The following is a 23,759-nucleotide window of genomic DNA, read 5'->3' on the forward strand; positions in this document are numbered from 1 at the left end:
GGGATCGAGGAGAGGAGGGTACGGCGGAGGGAGTTGCCGAGGGTGTAGCCGAAGCCCGGCTCCAGCGGCTCGATCACGAACCGGGAGCGGAACTCGTCGACGACCTCTTCGGTCAACGAGGGACGCTGAGCGATCAGCACGAGGTATTGCCTCCAATGTCTGGCGCCCGCAATCTGACGCCGTGGTCCCCGAAGGGTACGGGGGGTGCGGCCGTCTACGAAGCCGAACCGCCCGACAGCGCCCGTCTGCCCGCCGACCGGTCGGCGGGCTCAGCTCCTGCCGAGATGGGATCCGATGATGAACGGGGCGGCCACCGGCGCAGTTCGTGGGCACATACTGGAGGCAATGACTAAGCCCGCTGCACCGAAGCGTCATCTGCCCACCAGCCCCTTCAAAGCCCCGGTCGCACCAGCTCCCCGGCATTTCGCCGTGGGCGACCAGGTCACACACGACGTCTACGGCCTCGGCCGAGTGATCGGCATCGAGGACGGAATCGCGGCACTCGTGGATTTCGGCTCGGAGCAGATGCGGATCCTGAGCCCGTACACGAAGATGACCAAGCTGTAGAACCGCTGTGCCCTGCCATGGCACGCCAGGCCCCAGCAGGGACCCGCAACGAAAGCGAGACCTCTCATCGATCCGACGTCGTTGTTCTCCGCCATGGAAGGGCAGCCCGGCTACACCACGCCGGCATCGCCACCTCCGACGACCAACCCCTTCCAGACCCCGGACTTCGGGGAAGACGAAGCATTCCTGCCTGAGGAGGCACAGGAGCCGGCCTGGCGCGTGCGTGCGGCGTAGCCGAAGGCAGCAGGGAGTCACAGCCGGCCCCGACGATCAGCCCTCTGGCCCGCACCTGGCCCGCGACAGCTGATCACCATGGACAGCAAACAGGCCCGGGTCTCTGACCTGGGCCTTCTCCATGGAGCGAGTGACGAGAATCGAACTCGCGCTCGCAGTGTGGAAAGCGACGGTGCGCATGACTTCCGCTGCGTGGATGTCGCGGCTCAGCTCGGACGGCAGGCACTGGGTGCTTCCTTGGTGCAGTAGGTGATCGTCGGGTAGTACGCGCCCGTCGCCTCCACAGGGTCGGCGCCCTTCTCGACGTCTGCAACAGGCGCCTCGGTCCCCCGGCCCGGCTGCGTCCGGGGCTCGGGTCTACAGCGCGCGGTGGGGTGGGTGACGGACGACGCGCAAGCGGGCCTCGGCGGGCATGGCCGGGGAGCCTGTGCACTGGCGCGCGGTGCGCAGCGGGCCTTGGCAGAGGGCGTCGAGGGCGGCGTCGGGTGCTCCCCGAGGGGCGAGGGTGAGGGCGATGCGGGTACGAGGGCGGGCACGTCGACCCGTGATGCGGACGTCGGCCTCCTGGACGCCGGGCAGGGCGCCGGCGTCGGTGGCGATCGCGTCGCTGAGTGCGCGGTCGCGGAGTTCGACGCCTTCCTGCGGGGGCGTACCGCCGACGGATACCCCGCCGGGGTGACGTCGGCGCAGTTGGGCCAGCAGCCACCACAGGGCCAGGACGGTGATCAGGGTGAGGCCGGCGATGACCGCGGGCCACCACCACCAGCCCTGGCTGCTCCAGCGGGCCCGGTCCGCGGAGCTGAGCAGGACGTCGTCCGGGGTGGTCAGAGGCCAGCCGGCGGGCGGCGCCAGGTCTTGGCGCCGGTAGAAGTCCAGGCCGGCGGCGCCTGTCAGCAGGCCGCCGCCGAGCAGTACCAGTCCGGTGAGGGCCAGCAGAATGCGGTTGAGTACGGATCGCGGCGTCATGGGAGGGGCTCCGGCTGGGTGTCGGTCAGACGGTGCGTTGCCGCACCCGTACGACGATTCGTGGGGGACGGGAGAGGGCGAGCCTGCCGCGTTCTTCGCTGAGGACGGTGGCGAGGTCGTCCTTCACCTGCTCCGGATCTCGGAAGCGGACGTCCACGCGGGCTTTGATGCGGTGGCGGCGCACCCGAATACGTGCTCTGCTCACGCCCGAGACCTGCATGGCGGCGTCGCGGAGCAGGACGGCGGCGCCGTCGCGGTCCAGTGAGGCCCGCAGCTGGGGCGGGGGACAGTCGCCCGGCGAGCGCAACGGCAGTCGGCGGCGTAGGCCGGGTGTGAGCGCCAGGGCGATCAGCCAGACGCCGACGGCAGCCGCCACGGCGGCTCCGGTGAGCATCCACACATCGCCCACCGGACGGGTGGCGAGTTCGTCGGCCAGCTGCTTTCGCCAAGCTGCTGCCTGGCGTCCCGCTCGTACGGCGACGACATCGATCAGCGCCGCGCCTGCCGCCGCGGCAATCACCGAGGCGACGAGCGCGGCCGGAAGGCGGCGCGCGGACCACGGGCGGTGGGTGGTGTGCCCGCGTTTGTGGCCGGCCGCCGCTGTGCCCGGCGGGAGCGTGTCGCGTCCGGGCGGTGGGGGCTCGGTCGGCTCCTCCGGCGGAACCGTGTCACGGTGCGGGGGCCGTTCGAGGCGTGGGGCGGGAGGGCCCGGGTCGGGTGTCATTCCGGTCCTCCTTCATGGGCGGCATGCCGGGCGGCCGGGCACGGCGGCTCACCGGACCCGTCCCCGGTTCGCGCCGGCGGCGGTCACCAGCCGACGGATGGTGAGGGCGACTTCTCCCACGTGCAGGCCGGTCAGCTGAGCCACCCGCTCGGCGACGTCGTGCTGAATCCGCTCGCAGGCGTGGGGGATGTCGGTGGGATAGGGCAGGTCCAGGGTCAGGTGCAGGCGCACCGAGCCGGTGTGGACGGCGGCAGAGGCGGTGGGCGCTGCCGATCCGCTCCGGTCAGGCGGCAGGGCGGCCCGCCGGGACTGAGCCGCACGTGCGGCCTGAGCTGCTATCCGGGCCACCACCTTGTCGGGAATGACGGTGGCGCCTCGCTCGGCCGGGGGCGGCAGCCCTACAACCCGCGCCGGTGGGCCGGGCCCGGCGTCGGGAGGGCCGACGGAGCCGGGTCGGGCATTCACCGCTGCCTCCGTGCCGGGAGGTCGAGGTCGCCCTGAAGGACGAGGCCGACGACCAGACCCGCCGCCCCCAGGACGAGAACCAGCAGGAATGCCCAGAAACCGCCGAAGTAACCGGCGAAGCCCAGGGCCATCCCGGCCCCGAGGCCCATAGTCGCTGCGTTCATCACTCACTCACCCATCTCGCGAGCGCCATCCGAATGACACCGTTCGCGCCAGTGCGCGGCGGCGGATCATGGTGGGTCACCTCACGCGGCCGTCCTCCGGTTCCTCCTCCTCGTCGGGGAGGTGGACGTCGTCGACGGCGATGTTCACCTCGACGACCTCCAGTCCGGTCATCCGCTCCACGGCGCTGATCACGTCGGTGCGCACGTCGCCGGCGACATCGACGATCGAGACGCCGTACTCGACGACGACGTCCAGGTCCACGGCGGCCTGGCTCTCCCCCACCTCCACCTTCACCCCTCGGGTGACGCCGCCGCCCGCGCCGGGGACACGTTCCCGCATGGCACCGATGGCGCGGGCCATCCCCGCCCCGAGGTTGTGGATGCCCGGTACCTCACGGGCGGCCATGCCCGCGATCTTGGCCACCACACTGTCCGCGATGGTGGTCTTCCCCCTTGTCCCCGCCAAAGCCCCGGCGCCGGTACGGCCCTTCAGCGCGGTCTCGCCTCCACCGGGCCGAGTGTCTCCGGCGGCGCTGGTGCTGATGTCCGTCATGACGGTCGCCTCGATCGGTCGGTCGGTCGCTCGGGCACCGGCGTGATGCCCTCGAAGAATTGGACATATCCGGCATTCGACTTCTCACGCGAAGGTAATGTGATGTGCATCACATTCATGCGGTGCGGGTACGCGCTCGTAGTGACCCGTGAGCAGGAGTGGCATGAGCGAACGGAACGGTTCTTCACTACTGGGACGCGACCTGCCGGACGGGCTGCTGGCCGTGCGGGCCGCCGAGGGGGACGAGGACTCCTTCGCTGTTCTGGTCCAGCGGCACAGCCGTCCCCTCCTCGCCCTGGCCTGCCACCTGCTCGGCAACGCACAGGATGCCGAGGAGGCCGTTCAGGACGCCTTCGTCAGTGCCTGGCGGCGACTGCCGGAATACCGTCACGGCGCGGAGTTCCGCACGTGGATCTACCGGATCACGGTCAACCGTTGTCTGAACACACGCCGCCGCCGACTGCCGCCCCTCCCACTGGACTCCGTCTCCGAACCCGCGACGGGCGACGGGCGGAGTTCACCCGCCCGAGCCGCCGAGCAGGACGCAGCCGCGGCCGCCCTGGCGTGCGCCCTCGGCGAGCTGGACGCCGAACAGCGTGTCTGCTGGATCCTGCGGGAGCTGCAGGGCCTGTCCTACAAGGAGATCGCGCACGTGACCCGTGCCAGTGAGCAGACGGTGCGCGGCAGGCTGTTCAGGGCACGCCGGTCGCTGAAGGAGGCGATGGCCCCATGGCGCTAGACGACCCGCACGCGCGGCCTGCCGAACCGCTCGGAGACGTTGAGCCTCCCGACGCGGCGGCCCCGCTCGCGCTCGCAGGTGACGAGGTACTGACCTGCGGCCGCCTGCTCAGCCAGGTCTGGGAGCAGGCACAGGACGCCGCTCCGGCTGCGGATCCGCACACCACGTCATGTCCGCAGTGCCGCGAGGCCGTCGAGGGACTGGCCACGTTGAACGCGGCGACGTGGGCGCTGCGCGCCAAGGACCCTCCCGGCCTGCAGGCGCTCGCCGACCGCGTCATGAGCATCGTCAGGGCCGAAGTCAGGCTCGGACGGTCGCTGCCGCTGGCTGACACGGAGCGGGATCTGCAGATCGCCGAGAGCGCCGCGGCGAAGGCGCTGCGGCAGGCCGCGGATACGGTCCCCGGTGCGAGAGCCGCAGCCTGCCGGATCGTATGCACAGCTGGGGGCAGCGGCGTGGAGGTGACCATGACCCTCGCCGTCGACCTGGACCGTCCGCTGCCCGAGAGGGTCGATCAGGTACGCCGATCAGTCGTCCGCGCCGCCGGACAGGCCCTGGGGTTGGCCGTGACGGCCGTCGACATCATCGTGGTCGACGTACTGGAACCGTTCTTGCCTCTCGACCCTGTGGGCTCCGGGCACAGCACAGGCAGTGGAACGTGATGGCGACCACCGGCACGCTCCCTCCCCTCGGCGTCGCGGCCGAGGCCGCCCTCGCGGTTCCCGGCGTGGCCGGCCTGCAGCCCCGCCTCGCCCACCGCCTCGCGGCAGCCGCCTTGCCCACACGGCCAGGGACAACAGCCGCACACACCCCGCCCGAGGCGGGGGTTCGCGCCGACCGGGCGCCGGACGGCTCGGGATGGCACGTCGAGGTGCGCTGCATCCTGGCTGAAGGACACAGAGCGTTGGACACCGCCCGCAGCGTCCACGACCGGGTACAGGCCGCTGTCGTCTCCCACCTCGCCGCACACGGCGCCCCGGAAGCGGTCACCGTCACGGTCACGGTGACCCGCATCGTCGCTCGGCACCCCCCGGCGTGAGCCCCACACTCAGGTCCTGGAGCCGTCGGCGCCGGGGCGCTCACGCGAGTGGTGTGCGTAGCGCTCTTCGCCCTCCGGCCCACGCCGTCCGGGCAGTCGCGCCGTCGCGCTCCGAGTGCAGCCCGTCCGAGCCGCCGGATCGCGCGGATTCTTGGCGACACGGGGCAAGGGCGCTGTCGCCCTCCTGGCCCTGCGCACGCCTCCGCGGGCAAGTACCAGCCGCCGCACAGCTGAGCCGGGCGGGACCCGGCCCGACGGCGAGAGGTGTGGGCGGCGGCCCGGCAGCGGGCTCCGCGCTCGGCGCCGCTGCCTCCGTCGGCCAGCCCAGGGGCCTTGGCGAGCGCACGGCTCCGGTGTCCGACGTCGTCGACGCGCAGAGAACAGGCATCGTCGGTGCGGCGGATCTGATGGGGGCCTCTCGCAGCGATGCGGTCGGTGCCGACTCCGAGGGCGCTCCCGATACGGCTCGCGTCGCGTGTTCAGCCGGATCCGGGACTCGTCGCCGATTCGCTGGCAGCACGGCGGTACTCGGCGTTGATGCGCTGCGCTTCCTCAAGCTGGTCCTCGAGGATGACGATGCGGCACGCGGCCTCGATCGGGGTCCCCTTGTCGACGAGTTCGCGGGCACGAGCAGCGATCCGCAGTTGGTAGCGGGAGTACCGGCGGTGGCCCCCCTCCGAGCGGAGCGGGGTGATCAGACGGGCCTCACCGAGGGCCCGGAGGAAGCCCGGGGTGGTGCCGAGCATCTCGGCGGCCCGTCCCATCGTGTACGCGGGGTAGTCGTCGTCGTCCAGACGACCATTCAGAGGATTGTCCGATGTCATGTCACCTCGCTGTGCAACGCGTCGAGGGGCCCTGGTGCCGTACGGCACCAGGGCCCCGAAGGGAATTCAACACCATCTGTCGGCCCTACTGCTGTGCCGACCTTCTGTTTCCGCTACCCGGCCCGGCAGGGCGGAGCGGGGGATCGCAGCTGCGTGACCGGGGACCACCATCCAATCCGGGGTCTTGCGGTACCCGGGCCGAGTGCCTCTCGGGCCGGGCGATCCTGATGGCGTCTGCTCCTCCGTTCCTTTCCGAACCAACCACTACCTGGTACTCAGCCACCCGCCAGTTCGTGTCTGGCAGGTCTCGTCGGACCGTGTCTACGACAGGAAGCATACCCATACCAGGAACCAAAATCTACTCTCACAGAAGCAGGTTTCCTCCTTCTGGCGGAGGGACAGTCTTGCCGCGGTCGGCCCTCACCGGTTCGCCGGGACCGATCTCCTGTCACCCGCGCAGCCACTTCACGCCCCGCGGGCGGTTCGAAGTCCGGAGCGCCGAATAAACTCTGATGTCATGTCGAACCCTGATGAGCTGCTCGTCGGCATCTCCGCCGCAGTGGAGTCCGAGCCAAGCAATCAGATGTCGCTGACCGTGGTCGTCGGCGGTGCCGTCATCACCGGCCGGCTGGCTCCCGAGGCCGTATGGCGGGAGCGGGTGGCGGAGGTCCTGAAGGACTCGGACCGTCTCGGCCCGTTCTCGGACGTCTTCGCCCGCGGCCCGCGCCGGGACGAGCCTGGTCGCGGCGAGGCGCCCACACATCTGCACTTTCATCTCGCCCGGATCCTGCAGGGAAGCGTGGGCATCCCGGAGACGGGCGGCATGTACCGAGTCGCGATCAAGGACGTCAGCGCTTGGACCGTGGGCGATCTCAGCTACTTCGACCAGTGAGCCGCCGCCCCCGCAACGGGGGCGCCGAGCCGTGCCGGGGCGACCTGGAGCAGGACGCCCACGGCGGCGGCCGGCGGTCACGGACCGAACCCGTGACGCGCTCGGACCCCACGCCCTTCATCGAGGCCGGCAGACGGGGAGAGCGGGCCGCCCCGGGGCGAGGCGGATCACCGCGAGAGGGTGAGGACGCCCGGGACCCGGCCGCGGCTCCGCACGCAGGGCGGTACAAGGAAACCCCTACGCCCTCCCCCGGCGGAGCGCAACGAACCCGCGCACCAGCAACCGCGCACGCGACGTGGACCGCCGGATACGCGCTGTCCACACCGGTCCCGACGGTGTCGGCGGCGTCCTCGCGTTCAGCGCCCAGGTGCGGGACGCCGGTGAACCTGTGAACGATGAGAGAGCCGCCCGGCTGACGAGGACCGCGGACCGCCTGACCGCGGCTGGGTCGCCGAAGCCGGACCGCACGAACGATGACACTCCCGCCACAGCCGCCTGGCACGTTCGAGCAGGAGACGGACATGAACACGTTGCTCGCACAGGTCCTCGATGCCCATGGTGGCCTCGACCGCTGGAACGCACTCACCACGGTCCGCGCCACCATCGTCAGCGGTGGCGACATGTTCCTCATCAAGGGGATGCCGCAGGACCCCACCCCTCGGGAGATGACCGTCTGGCTGCACGAGCAGCACGCCTCCGTGATGCCGTTCGGCGCTCCCGACCAGAAGACCGACTTCAGGGCCGACCGCGTCAGCATCGAAAAACTCGACGGCCGCGTCGTAGCCGAACGCGCCCAACCACGGAAGTCCTTCACCGGCCACGAGCTCGACACCCCCTGGGACCCGCTGGACCGCGCCTACTTCAACGGATACGCGCTGTGGACGTATCTCACGACGCCCTTCCTGCTGGCGATGCCCGGCTTCACCGTCACCGAAATCGAACCATGGCGAGAAGGAGACGAACTCTGGCACGGACTCCGGGCCGCCTTCCCGGCCGACATCGCCGGCCACAGCACCGAGCAGGAGTTCTACTTCGGCCCCGACCATCTGCTGCGCCGGCATGACTATCGCGTCGACATCGCAGGCGGGTTCACCGCGGCGCAGTACGTCTACGACACCGTGGAAGCGAACGGGATCCGCCTGCCCACCAGACGCCGGGCCTACCGCAGCGATGCGGGCAACCGCCCGATCCTGGACCGGACGATGGTCTCCATCGACATCAGCAACGCCCGGTTCACCTGATGTCCGGCCGGCCCTGATCTCGCGAAAGGTCGGCGGCCCGCTCGTCCGGGGTACAGCACGCGGATACACCGCAGCACGACTCGGCTGTTGCCGTGGCACCGCTCTCCCCGGCGGCGCCGGAGGGCTTGACCGCGCGGACGACGGCGGAGTGCATGCCGTCGGCGACCGGGTGCGTCGGGGTGATCTCGATGTCCGTGAAGCCTGCGGCCGCCAGGCCCTCGCGGTACTCGGCGAAGGACAGGGCGCCGGCGATGCAGCCGACGTGGTCCCCGCGCTCTGCCCGCTGTCCGGGGGTGAGGGTGTCGTCGGCGACGACGTCCGAGACGCCGATACGTCCGCCGGGCCTCAGGACACGAAAGGTCTCGGCGAAGACGGCGGGCTTGTCGACGGACAGATTGATCACGCAGTTGGAGATGACGACGTCGATGGTGTCCGCGGGCAACGGGATCGCCTCGATGGTGCCCTTGAGGAACTCGACGTTGGCCGCGCCCGCCGTGCGCGCGTTGCCGAGCGCCAGGGCGAGCATCTCCTCGGTCATGTCCAGCCCGTACGCCTTGCCTGTCGGGCCGACGCGGCGGGCGGAGAGCAGGACGTCGATGCCGCCGCCGGAGCCGAGGTCCAGGACGCGTTCGCCCACGCGGAGTTCGGCAACGGCGGTGGGGTTGCCGCAGCCGAGGGATGCGGCGACCGCTTCGGCGGGCAGGACGGCGCGCTCGTCGTCGGCGTAGAGAGCGGAGCCGAAGTTCTCGTCGACCTCGACCGGCTGCGGCCCGCAACAGCCGCGGCCGCCCTCGGTCACCTTCACGGCTGCCGCGGCATACCGCTGCCGGACTGTTTCGCGCAGTTCGGTGGACTGCTCGCTCATGGCGTCACCTCTGGGTGAGACGGGGCATGGCGATGCCCCGGAACGGCCTGTATTGACGTTCATTGATGCAACCTTGCGCCTTGGATCGAAAAACGTCAACATAGAGGCATGTCGAATCAAGAGCTTGAGGTGCTGGGCCAGGACACGGCCTGCTGCCCGGGGCTGGCCTCCTCGCCACTGGACGAGCGACAGGCGGCCAACCTGGCGAAGGTGTTCAAGGCCCTCGGTGATCCGGTCCGGCTCCGCCTGCTGTCGATGATCGCCTCGCGCGGCGACGGCGGCGAGGTCTGCGTCTGCGAGCTGACCCCGGCCTTCGACCTGTCCCAGCCGACCATCTCCCACCACCTCAAGCTCCTCCGGCAGGCCGGGCTCATCGACTGCGAGCGCCGCGGCACCTGGGTCTACTACTGGGCACTCCCGGAGGCTCTCGACCGGCTCTCCGCCTTCCTCACGACCCCGACGACAGCGAAGACCGCGACGACCGCGACGACCGCGAAGACCCCGGCGTGACGGGCGCCTCCCTGGGGCGCCGCGCCCTGGCCGAGGCCGTCGGTACCGCCGGTCTGGTCGCGGTCGTGGTCGGTTCGGGCATCCAGGCCACCGAGCTGTCGCGAGACGTCGGCGTCCAGCTGCTCGCCAACTCCCTGGCCACCGTCTTCGGGCTCGGTGTCCTCATCACGTTGCTCGGCCCCGTCTCGGGCGCCCACTTCAACCCTGTCGTCACGCTCGCGGCCTGGTTCACCGGTCGCCGGACAGGCGCCGGATTGGGCGGGCGGGACGTCGCCGTCTACGTTCCCGCCCAGATCGCGGGAGCGATTGCGGGTGCGGTCCTGGCCGACGCCATGTTCGGCAGGCCGCTGGTGCGCTGGTCGACACACGACCGCTCGGCCGGTCACCTGCTCCTGGGCGAGACCGTGGCCACCGCCGGCCTCGTCCTCCTGATCTTCGGCCTGACCCGAGCCGGCCGCGACCGCTTCGCCCCGGTGGCGGTGGCTTCGTACATCGGCTCCGCGTACTGGTTCACGTCGTCGACGTCGTTCGCGAACCCGGCCGTGACGATCGGCCGGGCCTTCACGGACACCTTCACCGGCATCGCACCCGGCTCGGTCGCTCCCTTCACGGCCGCGCAGATCGGCGGCGCGCTACTCGGCCTGGCGCTCGTGGCAGCGGTCTTCGGCCGCCCCGCTCCCGCACAGCCGGACACCCCAACGATCCACGGCGAGCCCGAACTCACCGCCCCCACCCTCCCCTGACCGGTCCCCCAGGAAGATCATCACCATGCCCAGTGCTCCCACCGCCGACCGCCCCTCCGTCCTCTTCGTCTGCGTCCACAACGCGGGCCGCTCCCAGATGGCCGCCGCCTTCCTCACCCACCTCGCCGGAGACGCGGTGGAGGTCCGCTCGGCCGGCTCCGCCCCCGCGGACACGGTCAACCCCGCCGTCGTAGCGGCGATGAGCGAGGTCGGCATCGACATCTCCGCCGAGACCCCCAAGATCCTCACCACGGAGGCCGTCCAGGCATCGGACGTGGTGATCACGATGGGCTGCGGCGACACCTGCCCCGTCTTCCCCGGAAAGACCTACCTGGACTGGCAGTTGGACGACCCGGCCGGGCAGGGCATCGACGCCGTACGCCCCATCCGCGACGAGATCGAGCACCGCATCCGCACCCTGCTCGCCGACCTCGGCGCGCAGGCCGGAGCCTGACACCCCCCCACGCGAATCGAACTCGCGCTCTCGGAAGTAGTCCACCTTTTGCGGAGCCTGCCGGTGAAGCCGCCACAGGAGCGTCCGAGAGCCTCGTCGAGGCGGTGCCGCAAGGAGGCGGCATGCGTGGACGCCATGGACCGGCCCATGCGGCCCTGCGCTTCGGCTCAGCCGGAACGGCCGCGAAATCGGCCTTCCACTTCGCGAAACGTGCAAGCAAGAACGTCCACGGCACCCCTGCCCCCTTCCGGTACTGGATCGCGGTGACGCCCCTGCGGCAGCCGGCGCACCGGCCGCCGCGCAGTCCGGCCTTCGGTGGCCCGAGCCGCCCCTCCGACGCGGCCGGGATCGGCTGACGCTTGAGCTTGCGCCTGGAAACCGATCGGTTTACCCTTCATGGGAAACCGATCGGTCTCCCATCTTCTGGAGGTAGTCATGACCGCTCTGAAGGGCGCCAACGTCTTCGTCACCGGCGGCAGCCGCGGTATCGGCAAGGCCCTGGTGGAGGAGCTGTACGCGCGCGGCGCCGGCAAGGTCTATGCCACCGCCCGCGACCCGCGCACCGTGACGCACCCCGACGCGGTGCCGGTGGCGCTGGAGGTCACCGACCCGGCCGCGGTGGCCGCGGCCGCCGCACAGGCGGGGGACGTCACCGTGCTGATCAACAACGCCGGTGCCTCGGTCAACGCGTCCTTCCTCGACTCCCCGGTCGACGACGTGCGCCGGGAGTTCGAGACCAACTTCTACGGCCCGCTCCTCGTCGCCCGGGCCTTCGTGCCGGTCATCGAGCGCAACGGCGGCGGCCATCTCCTCAACGTCCACTCGGTGCTCTCCTGGCTCGCGCTCGGCGGCTCCTACAGCGCCTCCAAGGCCGCTCTGTGGTCGCAGACCAACTCCCTGCGCCTGGAGCTGCAGCCGCGCGGCATCGCCGTCACCGGACTGCACGTCGGCTACGTCGACACCGACCTGACGACAGGCGTCGACGCCCCCAAGTCCGACCCCCGTGTCGTGGCCGCACTCGCCCTCGACGGCATCGAGGCCGACGCCCACGAGGTCCTCGCCGACGACATCTCGCGGCAGGTCAAGGCGGGCCTGGCCGGTGACCTGGCCGGACTGTACCCCCAGCTCGCCAAGTAGACCCGGCACCCGGCGGGATATATCGGTGAGCGCGAATTCACAGAAGAAGAAGTTCTACGCCCTGAACATGTTCGACGTGGTCGACTGGGAGAAATACCTCGCGTATTTCAGCCGCTTGCCCGAAGCGGCTCCGCAATACGGCGGCCGGATGGTGGCGTTCGGCCGTTTCCGGGACAACGTAGCCGGTGACCTCGCGCCACGACAGGTTCTGTTTCTCGCTGAATGGGAGTCCGAAGAGGCGTTCAACAGCTTCCGGGACGATCCGGACCTGGCCGACCTGCATCCGTTGCGGGAGAGCGGGACGGCGTCCTACATCTGGCAGACTTTCGATGGTTCCGACATGAGCGACCCCGCCGACGTTTCGCTCGACGACGTACTGGCGGTACTCAAGCCCTAGCCTCGATCGTTCGTGAGGGTCCGCCGACGGAGTCGGTGGGCCCTTTCGCTTTCCGGAGGGCGAGCCGTTCGAGGGCGGCGGTGATCTCGCGGTCCAGGGCCAGTGCTGCGGCCGGTGGCGGCGCGACCGTGCGGGACCCGCCGCTACCGGCGCGAGCGCGCTTCCCCTGCCAGTGCCGGACGACGTACCCGTGACGAGTGCCACCGGCCGACCTGCCGCCATCCGGACGCCTACGCGCAGCCGACCTCGACGTACCCCGGAACGCTCCGAACGGGGACGCGTCAGTGCACGCCTGCCGCGTCGAGCAGGGTGGCCACGGTGGGTGTGACGAGCCCGCTCAGGTTGTCGGCCTGAATTCCGGCGCGGGCGCTCGCGCCGTCGAAGACCAGGCTGAGCTGCCGGGCCAGCAGATCGGGATCGCCCGCCCCGCCCTGCTCGGCCTCGGCGCGGAAGAAGGCCGTCAGATTCGCCTTGACCTCGTGAGCCACACGGCTCGCCGGGTGACTCTGGTCCTTGAGCTCGACCTGCACCGCCAGATACCGACAGCCCCGGAACTCGGGCGCCCCTGCCTGCGATTCCACCTGCTCGAAAACGTGCAGGATCCGCTCGCGGGGCGACCGGCCGTCGTCCGCCTCGGGCAGGAGGGTTTCCGCGTAGGCGGAGGCGCGCTCCTTCAGGCTCACCGCCAGGAGCTCGTCCTTGCTCTCGAACAGCTGGTACATGGAGCGCTTCGACACCCCCGCCGCCTTGCACAGCGCCTCGACCCCGATGCTGACGCCGTCTCGGTAGGTGAGGGTGGCCGCCGCCTCCAGCAGGCGCTCCCTGGGGCTGAGTTTCACGTCGGTGCTCATACCGTGAGGTTAACCCGGAGCGGACGAAATGAAAACCGATCGGTTTCCGCGGGTTCCGGGCAGGGCCCGGCGAGTACGGGCCCGCCCTGGATGACCTGGCGTTATCGGTCGGTGGACGCGGAACGCCTCGCCGGGGGGTGCCAGCCGCCGGTGACTTCCGGCCCTCCTCCCTCGGCCCCGGCTCCGGCGGCCCGGAGAACGGCTTCACCAACCGCAACACCACCTTCATGACCTGGAACCTGCTGCACCCGGCCCGCACGTTGAAGGACCTCATGGTGCGCGCCGGCCAGTCCCCGGAGCGCGCCCAGCTGATCTACCAGCACTCGACAGCGAAGCCTCGGCGAAGGCTGGCGCAGGGGATCGACGCCGAGGTGCGGGCACAGCTACGCGAGGCCACCGCCGACCAGCGGAACGCCCACGACGCTTGATGGCGCCGCTTCCACGCGAGTACTCGCCCGGCCCATGCGCCCGCTGGGCTGTTGCAGTCTCCGCAGTGCGCCCTCAGTCCGCCTGCCGCGCCCGGTCGGTGAGAGCCGTCCGGATCGGCAGGTGAGTCTTTCCAGGGCTGCCGGGCGCTGCGGAGTTTCTCCCGTTGCCGCTCCCACGTTGCCCTTCGCTCCGGGCACCACCGGGGTCTGTCCGGCGGCTCATCGCAGGACAGACCCGGGTGGCTGCGGTCAGGGGCTGTCCTCGCCGCCCTCGGTGCCGCCGTTGGCCAGCCACTGCGCGTAGGCGATCGCTGCGAGGCGGGCCGAGACGGCGTTGTCACGTGCGGTGGCGGTCGTCGCTGCGACGGTGCCGGCAGCCGCGGCGAGGCCCGATGCCGGTGTGTACATCGCCTCGTTGAAGACCGAGCCGCTTGGGGCCGAGGCCACGGCGAACACGGGGTGTGCCGTGCTGCCGGAGAAGGACGTCGAGATGTAGTCGCCGACCATGGTGCCCTGCGTGGTGCTCGCCAGCCAGGAGTGGGTGATGGGACCGGCCAGCTGGGTCGGCGCCGTCCAGGTGCTGTCGCCGTTCGTCGACGAGACGTATCCGACGTCCAACTGGCATGTGGAGGCGGTGCAGTTGGCTACGGGGTGGTAGTAGTACGTCAGCGCCAGGTGCGCGGTGCTGCCGGAGGTTGACGGGTCGACCGCGAGACCGGGGATGAAGTGATCGCGCGGGCAGCTTTCCGCGCCCCGCGCCTACGGCGTTCCACTCGCACTGGAATTGGGCGATCCGGCCGGGCGGGAGGTCGATGCCGTGCGCCCCGTCCGCGTCGAGATCGAGAGCCGCATCCGCAGCCTGCTCACCGACCTCGGCGTGGCGCCTGACACCTGATCTCCGCCACACGAAACGTCGGTCACCGTGATGCGAGCCGACCATGCCGACTGTTTCACCCGTGTCCGCGGCTTGGATTGCCAATGCCGCTCCGGCAGTCCGCAGGATGACGGGCACACCGCACGCACAGGATCTTGTACACCGGAGGGCGGAGGCGCACCTATCGCGCCAGGTGGCGCAGTTCGTGCTCGTACAGCTCGGCCGGGTCGAGTCCCATGCCGGTGAAGTGGCCTGCCAGTTCCAGGGAGAGGATGCCGTGCAGGCGGGTCCAGAAGAGCAGGGCGCGGCGCAGGGCGGCCGGGGGTGCGGGGTGGTCGGCCGCCCACCCGCGGTGCTCTGCGAGGTGGGCCTCCAAGCGGGAGTCGTCCGGGGTGTCGGTGGGGGTGCCGCCGGGCTGGGCGGCGTCGAGGAGGGCGTCCATGATCTCGGAGGCGATCGTGGTGATGTCGTCGGGGGCGTGGTAGCCGGGGACGGGTGTGCCGTAGATGAGGAAGTAGCGCTGGGGATCGTCCAGGGCCCAGGCGCGCAGGGCGTGTCCCAGTCCTGCCAGGTCCGCGCCGGAGTCGGCGGTGGCGCGGATGGTGTCGGCGAGGCTGCGGTAGGCGTCGCGGATCAGCTCGGTGATCAGTTCGTCGCGGCTGGCGAAGTACCGGTAGAGCGCGGGGCCACTCATGCCCATCTGTTTGGCGATGGCGTTCAGAGACAGCCCCGGCGCCCCGGCGGCGGCGATCTGCTCCCAGGCATGCCGCTTGATCTCGGCACGTAGCTGGGCGCGGTAGCGCTCACGTGGGCTCTCCTTGCCCGCGATGGCCATGTGCTCATCCCTTCCTTGTCGTGTTCGCCGGCTCCCGTGGTCCGGGCATCCGAGTTAGACCCTATTACGAACGTGCTTGACTGTCACAGCGCGATCGAGTTATAACTTCTAACGAACGCGTCAGGCACTAACAATGCTGGTGGAGTCGATGGAGGTCGCCATGAACACCGAAGAAATGATCGAGGTCGTGCTGCCGGGCAAGGTCGAGCCGGAGGAACTGCAGGTGCGGCGGGGTGCCGTCCCGAGTGCCGGGCCGGGGCAGGTCGTCGTCCGCATGGAGGCGACCGGTGTCTCCTTCGCGGAGCAGCAGATGCGCCGCGGTCGCTACTACGACCAGCCGCCCTTCCCCTTCGTCCCCGGCTACGACATGGTCGGCACCGTGCTGGCGGCCGGGGACGGGGTCGGCGCCGGTCTCGTCGGTACCCGGGTGGCCGCGCTGCTGAAGGTGGGCGGCTGGGCCAGCCACGTCGTCCTCGACGCCGCCGACGTGGTGCCGGTCCCGGACGGGATCGGCGCGGCGGAGGCGGAGACCGTGGTGATCAACGGCATCACGGCCTGGCAGATGCTGCACCGCAAGGCCCGCGTCCGCGCCGGGCAGACCGTCCTGGTACATGGCGCCAACGGGGGAGTCGGCTCGGTCCTGGTCCAACTCGCCCAGGCCGCCGGGGCGAACGTGATCGGCACCGCCTCCGCGCGCCACCACGCCGCCCTGCGGGAGCGGGGGGTGAGCCCGATCGACTACCGCACCGAGGACATCCCCGCCCGCGTCCGCGAGCTCGCCCCGCGCGGCGCGGACGCCGTCTTCGACCACGTCGGCGGCCGCGGCATCGTCGACTCCTGGCGCCTGCTCGCGCCCGGCGGCACCCTCGTCTCCTACGGCAGCGCCTCCACCCGCGACGACGAGGGCTCCAAGCAGTGGCCCGTGCTCAAGCTCCTCGGCCGGATATGGCTGTGGAACGCCCTGCCCAACCGCCGCCGCGCCTACTTCTTCAACGTCTGGGCCGGCCGCGCCCTGAACCGCGGCCGTTTCCGGTCCAGGCTGCGCGCCGACCTCACCGAGGTCTTCGGAGCGCTCCGGGGCGGTGAGATCACCGCCCAGATCGCCGCCGAACTGCCCCTCACCCGGGCTGCTGAGGCGATGCGGCTGGCCGAGTCCGGCACCGTCGCCGGAAAGGTCGTCCTGCACGCCTGACGCACCACGCGGAAGCCGACACACATCCGTCCCCCGGCGGTCGCAGCGTTCACGCGCCCGCCGCGCTGTCCCTCAGTCGCGAAGGTGACGACCACAGCATGTTCCCGCTCGCCCAGGGCGTGCGCGACGCCACCCATCGCTACCCGACCACCCGCGCCCCGCCGGCACCCGGTACCCGGTACCACCTGCGCCGACTGACACCCCAGCCAACGGCACCGACTGATACCACCCACCCCCGCAGTGACACCGGCCGGCCGTCGCGCAACCCGACCACTGACCACCCCAACCCCTTCGACCCTCCGCACCTGACGCCACACCAACCGCGAGGAAGCCACCGGCCCTGTTCACCATCGACGCCACCGCCCCCGTCATCATCCGCCTGACCGCCGTGATCGACGCCCCGCTGGAGCGCGTCCGGGCCCTGCACACGGACATCGACGCCTGGGCCGACTGGAACACCGACGTCGACCAGGCCCGGCTCGACGGCCCGCTGCTGCCCGCGAACTCCTTCCACTGGAAGACCCACGGCATGGACATCACCTCCACGATCCGTGAGGTCGTCCGCGGCCGGCGCCTGGTCTGGGGCGGCCCCGCCCAGGGCATCACCGCCATCCACGTATGGACCTTCACCCCGACCACCGACGGCGTCATCGTCCACACCGAGGAATCCTGGACCGGCGACCCCGTCACCGCCGACCAGGCCACCCTGCAGACCGCCCTGGACAACTCCCTCCACAACTGGGTCAACAACCTCAAGCACCAAGCAGAAAGCCAGGTCGGCAAGTAGCCCCTCCCCGCGCTTCCGGAGCACAAGCCGCTCCGGAAGCGCCCTTGCAAGCCCTCGTCTCGCGTGCCCAGCCGGAAACACAGATCGGGCTCATGGCAGCCTGGCCAGTCGCGGGCCGCCGGTCGAGCGGTGGACGCGGTAGGCGACTCCGTACCGCCGGGCGAACCGGTTGGGCTCCGCGGCCGAACCGCCCATCGCACGCAGGTAGAAGGCTCGGGCCAATGATGTGATCTGCTCCGCGGTCAGGTACAGGACCCACAGGCTGCCGAGCTGGCGAGCAGCGCGCGGCCTGTCGGCCAGGCCCGCGGCCGGCGGCACATGCAGCCGTTCACCGAGGTGTACGTACAGGCGCAGGACCTCCACCTCCGAGCGGCGCAGCTCCGCCAACTGCTCGCCCTCCGGTGGCCCGCCGGGGTGATGCTCGGGGCGGGGCTCGCCTCGATGTAGGCCAGGCAGCCCGGTACGGCGATTGCTTGATCCACGGCCACGCAGGCCAAGGCGCGCCCTGGCTCGGAACTCGAAACCGAGCCGGGCGGGTGTCGACGGGTATCAGGGTCGGGGCGGGCTGGCGGGCTACCCGCCAGGGGAGTCCCTGCGCAGCGAGCGAGCGACCTCGGAGACGTGTCGCGCCTGGGCAGCGGTCAACCGTCGCGCCTCCCACAGCAGCGCCGCGGCATCCGCGGCCTCCGGAGGCGGAGGAGGAGGCACCTCGCGGAGGGAGACGCCCGTGAGTAGAGCTAGTTCGCGGGCGTCGATCCCCAGCAGAGCAGCGAAGTCCGTCACCAAGCGCGGGGTCAGCTCCTTGCGCCCGGAGGCGATCACGCCGTAGGTGGCCGCCGACAGGTAGGTGGGCGTCACAAACGCGAGCACCTTCGCCATACCCATCCAGTTCAGGTTGCGGTACTGGAGCATGCCGACGACCCAGGCTCCCGGACCGCCGGTGAGGGGAACCGGATGCTTCGGGGCGAAGCCGAAACGCCGTTCCTCCTGCGGAAGCGAACGGATCAACTTCAGAACTTCACAACGTCCCGTTGCGGGGAGGCGCACCGCATCTGTCACCGTGCTCGCCGCCCATTGCGCGGCCGCAGCCTCCAGCGGCGCCAGGTCCTCCGGGACCGCCCGCCCCGAGAGGATGAACAGATCGACGGCGTGGAGGCCCAGTGCAGGCGCAAGCCGCCGGAGCAGAGCCTCCGTGGGAATCTTCCCCGCGAGCACCGCCCGGACCTCGTCTGCGGTCAACCCAGCGCGTTCGGTCAACTCCTGTGCTGTGAGCCTTCTGTGGTCCAGCAACCACGCCAGCATCGCGCCGAACCCGGGGTGCTCCGTCATGCCCGCAGACTAAGCCAGCGGATCCGGGGGAGGCGGCCACGATGGGCTGTCAGGCCCTTCTGCGAGCATGCGGCCGTGACAGACACCCGTGATCAGCGTCCCGCCGAAACCACTCTCGGCTTCCTGCGCTCTGTGTTCCCGACGGAGTGGCGCGAGCCCCCGCGCGGGCAGGGAGCCGTCGCGGAGTGGGAGCAAAAGAATGGGGTGGCCCTGCCGGAGCCGTACCGGACCTTCATCGCGGAAGTCAGCAACGGGTCGAGCCTGGGCCCCGCCAGCGACGGCGGTCTCCAGCCGCTCGGCTGGCTGCCCGACACGTGGCCCGACCTCGGCCCGCGACAGCCAGGGCACCCGTTCCCTCTGGAGACAGCCTGGGTCTGGGAGGACGACGAGAGTGCCGGCCCCGAGGACCCGCGGATCAACGCCGCGTTCAACAACGGGTCCGTTGTTCTCGGATCCGAGGACGGGCAGTCGTTCTGGCTTCTGCTGACCACCGGTCCCCACCGCGGCGAGGTGTGGATGATCGCCGACGTCGGCGCCGTCCCGGCCCCGGCGACCAGGCATGGGGTTTCGAGGAGTGGGTGCGGCGTTGGCACACCGGCGACGACTGGTGGGACTGATCGCTCCGACGCGCACGGCCGTAGGCCGCAGACCGTTCGAGTCCCTGGTGCCTCACAGAGCGGTGACCATCGGCTGCCCGTTCGCACTCTCTGCCTCAACTTCTACGGTACTTGCCGGCTGACAGCGCCTCGGAGAGTCGCACGGTCGGGTCGCCGCGAACGGATGCCGCGACTGTCCGGTCGGCCAGGTGGAGATGCCATCGTCGGGCCATCGAGGAACGGCGTGGAAGTGCAGGTGGCGTACCGACTGTTCCGATCCTGGACCACTCGCGTTGAGAACATTCACCCCAGTCGCCTTCAAACCGACGCGCATGGCTCTCGCCAGACGCTGGACCAGATCGACCGTCTCGGTGAGTACCTCGGTGGGCGTGTCGAAGACGTCGGCGTGATGAGCCGTCGGCACCACCAGGGTGTGCCCTGGGCGAGAGGGTCGAGCGGGGTGAACGCACAGGCGGACGGTTCACGGGCCGCCCATTGCGCGCTGTCTTCGCGGATGAGCCGGCAGAAGGGGCACGACATACAGGCGCCGCTGCCACAAGCCGGCGACTCGAAAAGGAGGGGCGCCCCTGGCGCGCGGCGTCACAGCATCGTGAACAGAGTCACCCTCCGCCTTGGCCCTGGCAGAGGGAGCACCGCCGTACGCGCCGGATCACCGTGCCACGCATCGAACGGCAAGCGGGCTCCCGGCGAGACCAAGACAGATACGGGCGTCCGTACGGTCGTCCTCCCGGCCTTCCTGCACAAGGATCTGAGGCGGCACCTCGACTGGTACGCCCGGCGGAGCTCCAGCGCAGTTGCTGTTCGACATTCGACCGGACCAGGAGGCGGCGGACTCGGCACCTGCCCGCCGCGCCGCTCGGCGACATCCGGTACCGGTCACCTCCTCGCACCGCGGAGACGGTGAGGGCGCCTCGCCGGGCGCCCTTCCGGCATGCCGGGTCCTGTGACCGCAGGTGCCTGTGTGTCAGTGTCGACGCGTGACGCAGCCGCGCACAACGTGCGCGGGACCAGCATGATCTCCGTTCTTTGGGCACCGGCACAACGGCCCTGCCGGTGGCGCGAGCCCCGGATGACGTTCGGGTCGGAGGGAGTGGCGGGTCCGTACGCTGTGCCGTCGTTCAGCCCACGCCATATCCAGGTCTCGGCCTCGTCGTGGAATCAGTCCCGGCCCAGGCCGAGCATGGGGCGCGAGAGCTCGGCGAACTGGAGGAGTTCGGGCATGGTCCGGTGCTTGGAGTAGGCCAGGGCGACCATGCGCGGTGCGACGCCCTCCAGCGTCAGTTAGACGACGTCGTCACGGCGGTAGAAGCCGGCCATGCCGGCCGGCATGACGTAGCACCCGGACCCGAAGGCGACGGTCTGCAGGCATTCCTCGATCGTCGCCGGGAACCGTCCTCCCAGCCCGGGTCCGCCGGACGTTTCGGCACCTCCGCCAGGACATGCCCTGTCCCACCGAAGCATCCCCGACAGCGTCAGCCAGTGAAAAGTTTCCGGCTCGCGGCAACCTTTGCGGTGCCTGTGACCACAAGGAGTCGGATCCGGCCAGTCCCGATGGCCGCGACCCGCTTTTCCTCTGTGAACGGTATGCAAGGAGAGCACCTCCCCATGAAGAACCCTACGCACGGCGGGCGCCGCGGGCGTCACCGCCGTCGCTGGACTGCCACCGCTGTGCTGCTCGGCGCGCCCCTCGCCGTCGTGCCGTACCTCCTGTTCGTACAGGAGGACTCGCAGGCCGCGACGGTCGACGGCAATGCCTACTACGAGCTGGTCTCCGTGCGCAGCGGCAAGGTGCTGGACGTCAACGGCTTCTCCACCGCCGACGGCACCCGGATCCAGCAGTGGACCGACCAGCACACCGCCAACCAGCAGTGGAAGCTGAAGCCCATCGGGGACGGCTACTACGAGCTGGTGAACCGCAACAGCGGCAAAGTACTGGGCATAGCCGGCGCATCGACCGCCCAGGCGGCAGCCGCCGAGCAGCAGACCGACAGCTCCGCCACCTCCCAGGAGTGGCGGATCGGCGATGTGAGCGGTTCCGACGCCGTCACCCTCACCTCCCGCAGGAGCGGCCAGGTCCTGGACGTCTCCGGAGGCTCCACGGCCGAGGGCGCGCCGATCATCCAGTATCCGGGCCACGGCGGCACCAACCAGCAGTGGAAGCTGGTGAAGATGGCCGAGAGCCAGGCGTCCGGGACCGGCAGCGCGCAGACCACGGCCGCGGCCGGACCGTATGTGTGGAAGAACGCCCAGGTGGTGGGCGGCGGTTACGTCACCGGGCTGGTGTTCAACCAGAAGGAGAAGGGTCTGCTGTACGCCCGCACCGACATGGGCGGCGCCTACCGCTGGGACACCGCGGCCGAGCAGTGGATCCCGCTGACCGACTGGCTCGGCGAGAAGGACTGGAACCTGCTGGGCATCGACTCGCTGGCCACCGACCCCGTCGACCCGGGCCGGCTCTACCTCGCGACGGGCACCTACACCAACGACTGGGCGGGCAACGGCGCGATCCTGCGCTCCACCGACCGGGGCCGTACCTTCCAGCGGACCGACCTGCCGTTCAAGCTGGGCGGCAACGAATCCGGCCGGGGGGCGGGCGAGCGGCTCGCGATCGACCCCGCCGACCACTCCACCCTGCTGCTGGGCACCCGCAAGAACGGCCTGTGGCGCAGCACCGACTACGGCGTGACATGGAGTCAGGTCTCCTCGTTCCCCGTCAAGGACGGGGCGGGCAGTGGCGCGGGCATCTCCTTCGTGACGTACGGCCCGGCCGGCAGCAAAACGGTATACGTCGGCGTCAACGACACGTCCACACCCCTGTACCGCTCCACCGACGGCGGCAGCAGCTGGCAGGCTGTTGCCGGGCAGCCCACCGGCCAGATGCCGCAGCACGGTGTGGTCACCGCCGACGGGTCGCTGTACCTGTCCTACAGCAACAGCATCGGCCCCATGGACGCGACGGCGGGCTCGGTGTGGAAGTACACCCCGACCAGTGGCGCGTGGAGGAACATCTCCCCCTCGCAGGGCGGCTACGGGTTCTCCGGTCTGGCCGTCGACCCGCAGAAGCTGTCCACGGTGATGGTCACCACCCTCGACCGCTGGTGGCCCGAGGACGAGATCTACCGCACCACCGACGGCGGTACGACCTGGAAGGCGCTGGCGGACAAGTCGGCGCGGGACGCCTCCGGCGCGCCGTACGTCGGCGACCACACCGGGCACTGGATGACCGCGCTGGCCATCGACCCCTTCGACTCCGGGCACGCGCTGTACGGCACCGGCAACGGCATCTGGAGCAGCAAGGACGCCAATGCCTCCGACAGCGGTGGCACCAGTCACTGGGTCTCCGGGGCCCGCGGGCTGGAGGAGACCTCGCTGGCGGACGCGATCGCCCCGCCCGGCGGCGCCACCCTCATCACCTCCATGGGCGACCAAGGCGGTTTCCGGTACGGCGGCTCCCTGACCGAGGTACCCGCCGGGAGGCTGAAGAACCCGCTGATGAGCAGCAGCACCGACATCGACTTCGCCCAGTCCAACCCCTCGATGATGGTCCGCGTCGGCCGTGGCGGCGAACAGGACGGCGCCTACTCCACCGACGGCGGCAGCAGCTGGAACGGCTTCAAGGCGGAGCCGGTCAGCAGCTCCCAGATGGGCCATGTCGCACTTGCGGCGGACGGCTCCACCATCGTCTGGACCGAGGACGGTCAGGTCCCGTACCGCTCGACCGACAAGGGCTCGAGCTGGTCGAGGGTCAGCGGCCTGGGCACCGACGCCGAGGTGGTCGCCGACCGCTCCTCGGGCAACACCTTCTACTCCCTGTCCGGCGGCACCCTCTACGCCAGCACCGACGGCGGCGCGACCTTCACCGCCCGGGCCGGCAACCTGCCCTCCGGCCGGCTCAAGGCCGTCCCCGGCATCGCCGGGGACCTGTGGATCGCCGGCGGTGACAGGGGGCTGCTGCACTCCACCGACGGCGGCCGCACCTTCACCACACTCACCACGGTGAAGTCCGCCTCCGCCCTCGGCTTCGGCAAGGCCGCACCGGGCGCCGACTACCAGGCTCTGTACCTGATCGGCACCGTCAAGGACGTCACCGGAGTCTTCCGCTCCACCGACAAGGGCGCCACCTGGCTCCGCATCAACGACGACGCCCACCAGTGGGGCGCCATCGGAAGCGTCGGCGTCATCACCGGCGACCCCGACACCTTCGGGCGCGTCTACATCGGCACCAACGGACGCGGTCTGCAGTACGGCGACCCGTCCTGACCCCGATGCTCGGGCGGGGCCGCAGGCACAACAGCCTGCGGCCCCGAGTATCCGCAGCGGCGTCGTAGTGCG

General features: G+C 70.4%; 29 protein-coding genes and 1 pseudogene. 16 read left to right on the top strand and 14 right to left on the bottom strand.

The genetic code is table 11. The features are described 5' to 3' along the window. A pseudogene (locus JF597_RS32905) lies at positions 1-140 on the bottom strand (DNA-directed RNA polymerase subunit alpha); the annotation flags it as partial. Positions 141-345: 205 nt separating this feature from the next. Between JF597_RS32905 and JF597_RS32910 the strand changes: the two are divergent. Continuing rightward, entirely contained in the window at positions 346-567 is a 222-nt protein-coding gene (locus tag JF597_RS32910) for a hypothetical protein (RefSeq protein WP_294003673.1), read from the top strand. Between the two features lie 591 nt (positions 568-1,158). Here the strand turns inward: JF597_RS32910 and JF597_RS32915 are convergent. The 5 genes from JF597_RS32915 to JF597_RS32935 all read right to left on the bottom strand — a co-directional run bounded on the left by JF597_RS32915 (position 1,159) and on the right by JF597_RS32935 (position 3,673). Next, positions 1,159-1,767 (bottom strand): alkaline shock response membrane anchor protein AmaP, encoded by a 609-nt coding sequence (locus JF597_RS32915; protein WP_294003674.1) that lies wholly within the window; start codon positions 1,765-1,767, stop codon positions 1,159-1,161. Positions 1,768-1,792: 25 nt separating this feature from the next. Beyond that, positions 1,793-2,491, bottom strand: coding sequence for a DUF6286 domain-containing protein (locus tag JF597_RS32920; protein ID WP_294003676.1), 699 nt, complete (start codon positions 2,489-2,491; stop codon positions 1,793-1,795). Between the two features lie 48 nt (positions 2,492-2,539). Beyond that, positions 2,540-2,956 carry an Asp23/Gls24 family envelope stress response protein gene (locus JF597_RS32925; protein WP_294003678.1) on the bottom strand — a complete coding sequence of 139 codons (417 nt, stop codon included), beginning with the start codon at positions 2,954-2,956 and terminating at the stop codon, positions 2,540-2,542. Next, entirely contained in the window at positions 2,953-3,120 is a 168-nt protein-coding gene (locus tag JF597_RS32930) for a hypothetical protein (RefSeq protein ID WP_294003680.1), read from the bottom strand. The genes JF597_RS32925 and JF597_RS32930 overlap by 4 nt, the downstream gene beginning before the upstream one ends. A gap of 76 nt (positions 3,121-3,196) precedes the next feature. After that, the gene (locus JF597_RS32935; RefSeq protein ID WP_294003682.1) at positions 3,197-3,673 is read right to left on the bottom strand and encodes an Asp23/Gls24 family envelope stress response protein; all 477 of its coding nucleotides are present in this window, start codon (positions 3,671-3,673) and stop codon (positions 3,197-3,199) included. Positions 3,674-3,836: 163 nt separating this feature from the next. Here JF597_RS32935 and JF597_RS32940 point away from each other — a divergent pair, with 163 nt between their 5' ends. The 3 genes from JF597_RS32940 to JF597_RS32950 are packed head-to-tail and all read left to right on the top strand — an operon-like array spanning position 3,837 to position 5,451. Next, positions 3,837-4,412, top strand: coding sequence for an RNA polymerase sigma factor (locus tag JF597_RS32940; RefSeq protein WP_294003684.1), 576 nt, complete (start codon positions 3,837-3,839; stop codon positions 4,410-4,412). Next, positions 4,403-5,074 carry a hypothetical protein gene (locus JF597_RS32945; protein WP_294003686.1) on the top strand — a complete coding sequence of 224 codons (672 nt, stop codon included), beginning with the start codon at positions 4,403-4,405 and terminating at the stop codon, positions 5,072-5,074. Before JF597_RS32940 ends, JF597_RS32945 begins: the two co-directional genes overlap by 10 nt. Then, a complete protein-coding gene (locus JF597_RS32950; RefSeq protein ID WP_294003688.1) occupies positions 5,074-5,451 on the top strand; it encodes a hypothetical protein in 378 nt (125 codons plus the stop codon). The genes JF597_RS32945 and JF597_RS32950 overlap by 1 nt, the downstream gene beginning before the upstream one ends. Positions 5,452-5,930: 479 nt before the next feature. Here the strand turns inward: JF597_RS32950 and JF597_RS32955 are convergent, their stop codons facing one another. Next, positions 5,931-6,275 (bottom strand): helix-turn-helix domain-containing protein, encoded by a 345-nt coding sequence (locus tag JF597_RS32955; protein WP_294003691.1) that lies wholly within the window; start codon positions 6,273-6,275, stop codon positions 5,931-5,933. Between the two features lie 517 nt (positions 6,276-6,792). On the opposite strand from JF597_RS32955, the gene JF597_RS32960 reads away from it, so the two are divergent. Both JF597_RS32960 and JF597_RS32965 read left to right on the top strand, forming a co-directional pair. Next, positions 6,793-7,167: a hypothetical protein gene (locus tag JF597_RS32960; protein ID WP_294003693.1), complete on the top strand. Its 375-nt coding sequence runs from the start codon at positions 6,793-6,795 to the stop codon at positions 7,165-7,167. A 521-nt stretch (positions 7,168-7,688) separates the two neighbouring features. After that, entirely contained in the window at positions 7,689-8,408 is a 720-nt protein-coding gene (locus JF597_RS32965; RefSeq protein WP_294003695.1) for a hypothetical protein, read from the top strand. Here JF597_RS32965 and arsM read toward each other — a convergent pair. Further along, entirely contained in the window at positions 8,401-9,273 is an 873-nt protein-coding gene (arsM, locus tag JF597_RS32970; RefSeq protein ID WP_294003697.1) for an arsenite methyltransferase, read from the bottom strand. The genes JF597_RS32965 and arsM overlap by 8 nt on opposite strands. 108 nt (positions 9,274-9,381) lie before the next feature. Between arsM and JF597_RS32975 the strand changes: the two genes are divergently transcribed. The 6 genes from JF597_RS32975 to JF597_RS33000 all read left to right on the top strand — a co-directional run bounded on the left by JF597_RS32975 (position 9,382) and on the right by JF597_RS33000 (position 12,514). Then, positions 9,382-9,783 (top strand): metalloregulator ArsR/SmtB family transcription factor, encoded by a 402-nt coding sequence (locus JF597_RS32975; RefSeq protein WP_294003699.1) that lies wholly within the window; start codon positions 9,382-9,384, stop codon positions 9,781-9,783. Then, positions 9,780-10,526, top strand: a complete 747-nt coding sequence (locus JF597_RS32980) for an aquaporin (RefSeq protein WP_294003701.1) — start codon at positions 9,780-9,782, stop codon at positions 10,524-10,526. The genes JF597_RS32975 and JF597_RS32980 overlap by 4 nt, the downstream gene beginning before the upstream one ends. Before the next feature lie 25 nt (positions 10,527-10,551). Then, positions 10,552-10,980, top strand: coding sequence for an arsenate reductase ArsC (locus JF597_RS32985; RefSeq protein ID WP_294003703.1), 429 nt, complete (start codon positions 10,552-10,554; stop codon positions 10,978-10,980). 122 nt (positions 10,981-11,102) lie between these two features. Then, the gene (locus JF597_RS32990) at positions 11,103-11,336 is read left to right on the top strand and encodes a hypothetical protein (RefSeq protein ID WP_294003705.1); all 234 of its coding nucleotides are present in this window, start codon (positions 11,103-11,105) and stop codon (positions 11,334-11,336) included. A gap of 79 nt (positions 11,337-11,415) precedes the next feature. Next, on the top strand, positions 11,416-12,117 hold the full coding sequence (locus JF597_RS32995; protein WP_294003707.1) for an SDR family oxidoreductase: 702 nt from the start codon (positions 11,416-11,418) through the stop codon (positions 12,115-12,117). A 25-nt stretch (positions 12,118-12,142) separates the two neighbouring features. After that, the gene (locus tag JF597_RS33000; protein ID WP_294003709.1) at positions 12,143-12,514 is read left to right on the top strand and encodes a DUF1330 domain-containing protein; all 372 of its coding nucleotides are present in this window, start codon (positions 12,143-12,145) and stop codon (positions 12,512-12,514) included. 281 nt (positions 12,515-12,795) lie between these two features. Here JF597_RS33000 and JF597_RS33005 read toward each other — a convergent pair whose 3' ends face one another. After that, positions 12,796-13,365 (bottom strand): TetR/AcrR family transcriptional regulator, encoded by a 570-nt coding sequence (locus JF597_RS33005; protein WP_294003711.1) that lies wholly within the window; start codon positions 13,363-13,365, stop codon positions 12,796-12,798. 137 nt (positions 13,366-13,502) lie between these two features. Between JF597_RS33005 and JF597_RS33010 the strand changes: the two genes are divergently transcribed. Then, positions 13,503-13,793, top strand: a complete 291-nt coding sequence (locus JF597_RS33010; protein ID WP_294003713.1) for a hypothetical protein — start codon at positions 13,503-13,505, stop codon at positions 13,791-13,793. A gap of 249 nt (positions 13,794-14,042) precedes the next feature. On the opposite strand, the gene JF597_RS33015 is transcribed toward JF597_RS33010, so the two are convergent. Both JF597_RS33015 and JF597_RS33025 read right to left on the bottom strand, forming a co-directional pair. After that, positions 14,043-14,411 carry a hypothetical protein gene (locus JF597_RS33015; RefSeq protein ID WP_294003715.1) on the bottom strand — a complete coding sequence of 123 codons (369 nt, stop codon included), beginning with the start codon at positions 14,409-14,411 and terminating at the stop codon, positions 14,043-14,045. A gap of 437 nt (positions 14,412-14,848) precedes the next feature. After that, a complete protein-coding gene (locus tag JF597_RS33025; RefSeq protein WP_294003717.1) occupies positions 14,849-15,502 on the bottom strand; it encodes a TetR/AcrR family transcriptional regulator in 654 nt (217 codons plus the stop codon). A 160-nt stretch (positions 15,503-15,662) separates the two neighbouring features. On the opposite strand from JF597_RS33025, the gene JF597_RS33030 reads away from it, so the two are divergent. Both JF597_RS33030 and JF597_RS33035 read left to right on the top strand, forming a co-directional pair. Beyond that, on the top strand, positions 15,663-16,694 hold the full coding sequence (locus JF597_RS33030; protein WP_294003719.1) for a medium chain dehydrogenase/reductase family protein: 1,032 nt from the start codon (positions 15,663-15,665) through the stop codon (positions 16,692-16,694). Positions 16,695-17,073: 379 nt separating this feature from the next. Further along, entirely contained in the window at positions 17,074-17,481 is a 408-nt protein-coding gene (locus JF597_RS33035; protein WP_366916477.1) for an SRPBCC family protein, read from the top strand. A gap of 90 nt (positions 17,482-17,571) precedes the next feature. Here JF597_RS33035 and JF597_RS33040 read toward each other — a convergent pair whose 3' ends face one another. From JF597_RS33040 to JF597_RS33050, 3 genes are all read right to left on the bottom strand, one after another. After that, complete coding sequence (locus JF597_RS33040) at positions 17,572-17,868, bottom strand: DUF6417 family protein (RefSeq protein WP_366916474.1); 297 nt, start codon at positions 17,866-17,868, stop codon at positions 17,572-17,574. 186 nt (positions 17,869-18,054) lie between these two features. Next, the gene (locus JF597_RS33045) at positions 18,055-18,810 is read right to left on the bottom strand and encodes a helix-turn-helix domain-containing protein (RefSeq protein ID WP_294003723.1); all 756 of its coding nucleotides are present in this window, start codon (positions 18,808-18,810) and stop codon (positions 18,055-18,057) included. A gap of 669 nt (positions 18,811-19,479) precedes the next feature. Then, positions 19,480-19,833, bottom strand: coding sequence for an HIT domain-containing protein (locus JF597_RS33050; RefSeq protein WP_366916475.1), 354 nt, complete (start codon positions 19,831-19,833; stop codon positions 19,480-19,482). 1,199 nt (positions 19,834-21,032) lie between these two features. Between JF597_RS33050 and JF597_RS33055 the strand changes: the two genes are divergently transcribed. Continuing rightward, complete coding sequence (locus tag JF597_RS33055; protein ID WP_294003727.1) at positions 21,033-23,687, top strand: RICIN domain-containing protein; 2,655 nt, start codon at positions 21,033-21,035, stop codon at positions 23,685-23,687. Positions 23,688-23,759: the final 72 nt, after the last annotated feature.

It is taken from the genome of Streptomyces sp. (genome assembly GCF_019510245.1).
In the GTDB taxonomy this organism is placed as follows: domain Bacteria; phylum Actinomycetota; class Actinomycetes; order Streptomycetales; family Streptomycetaceae; genus Streptomyces.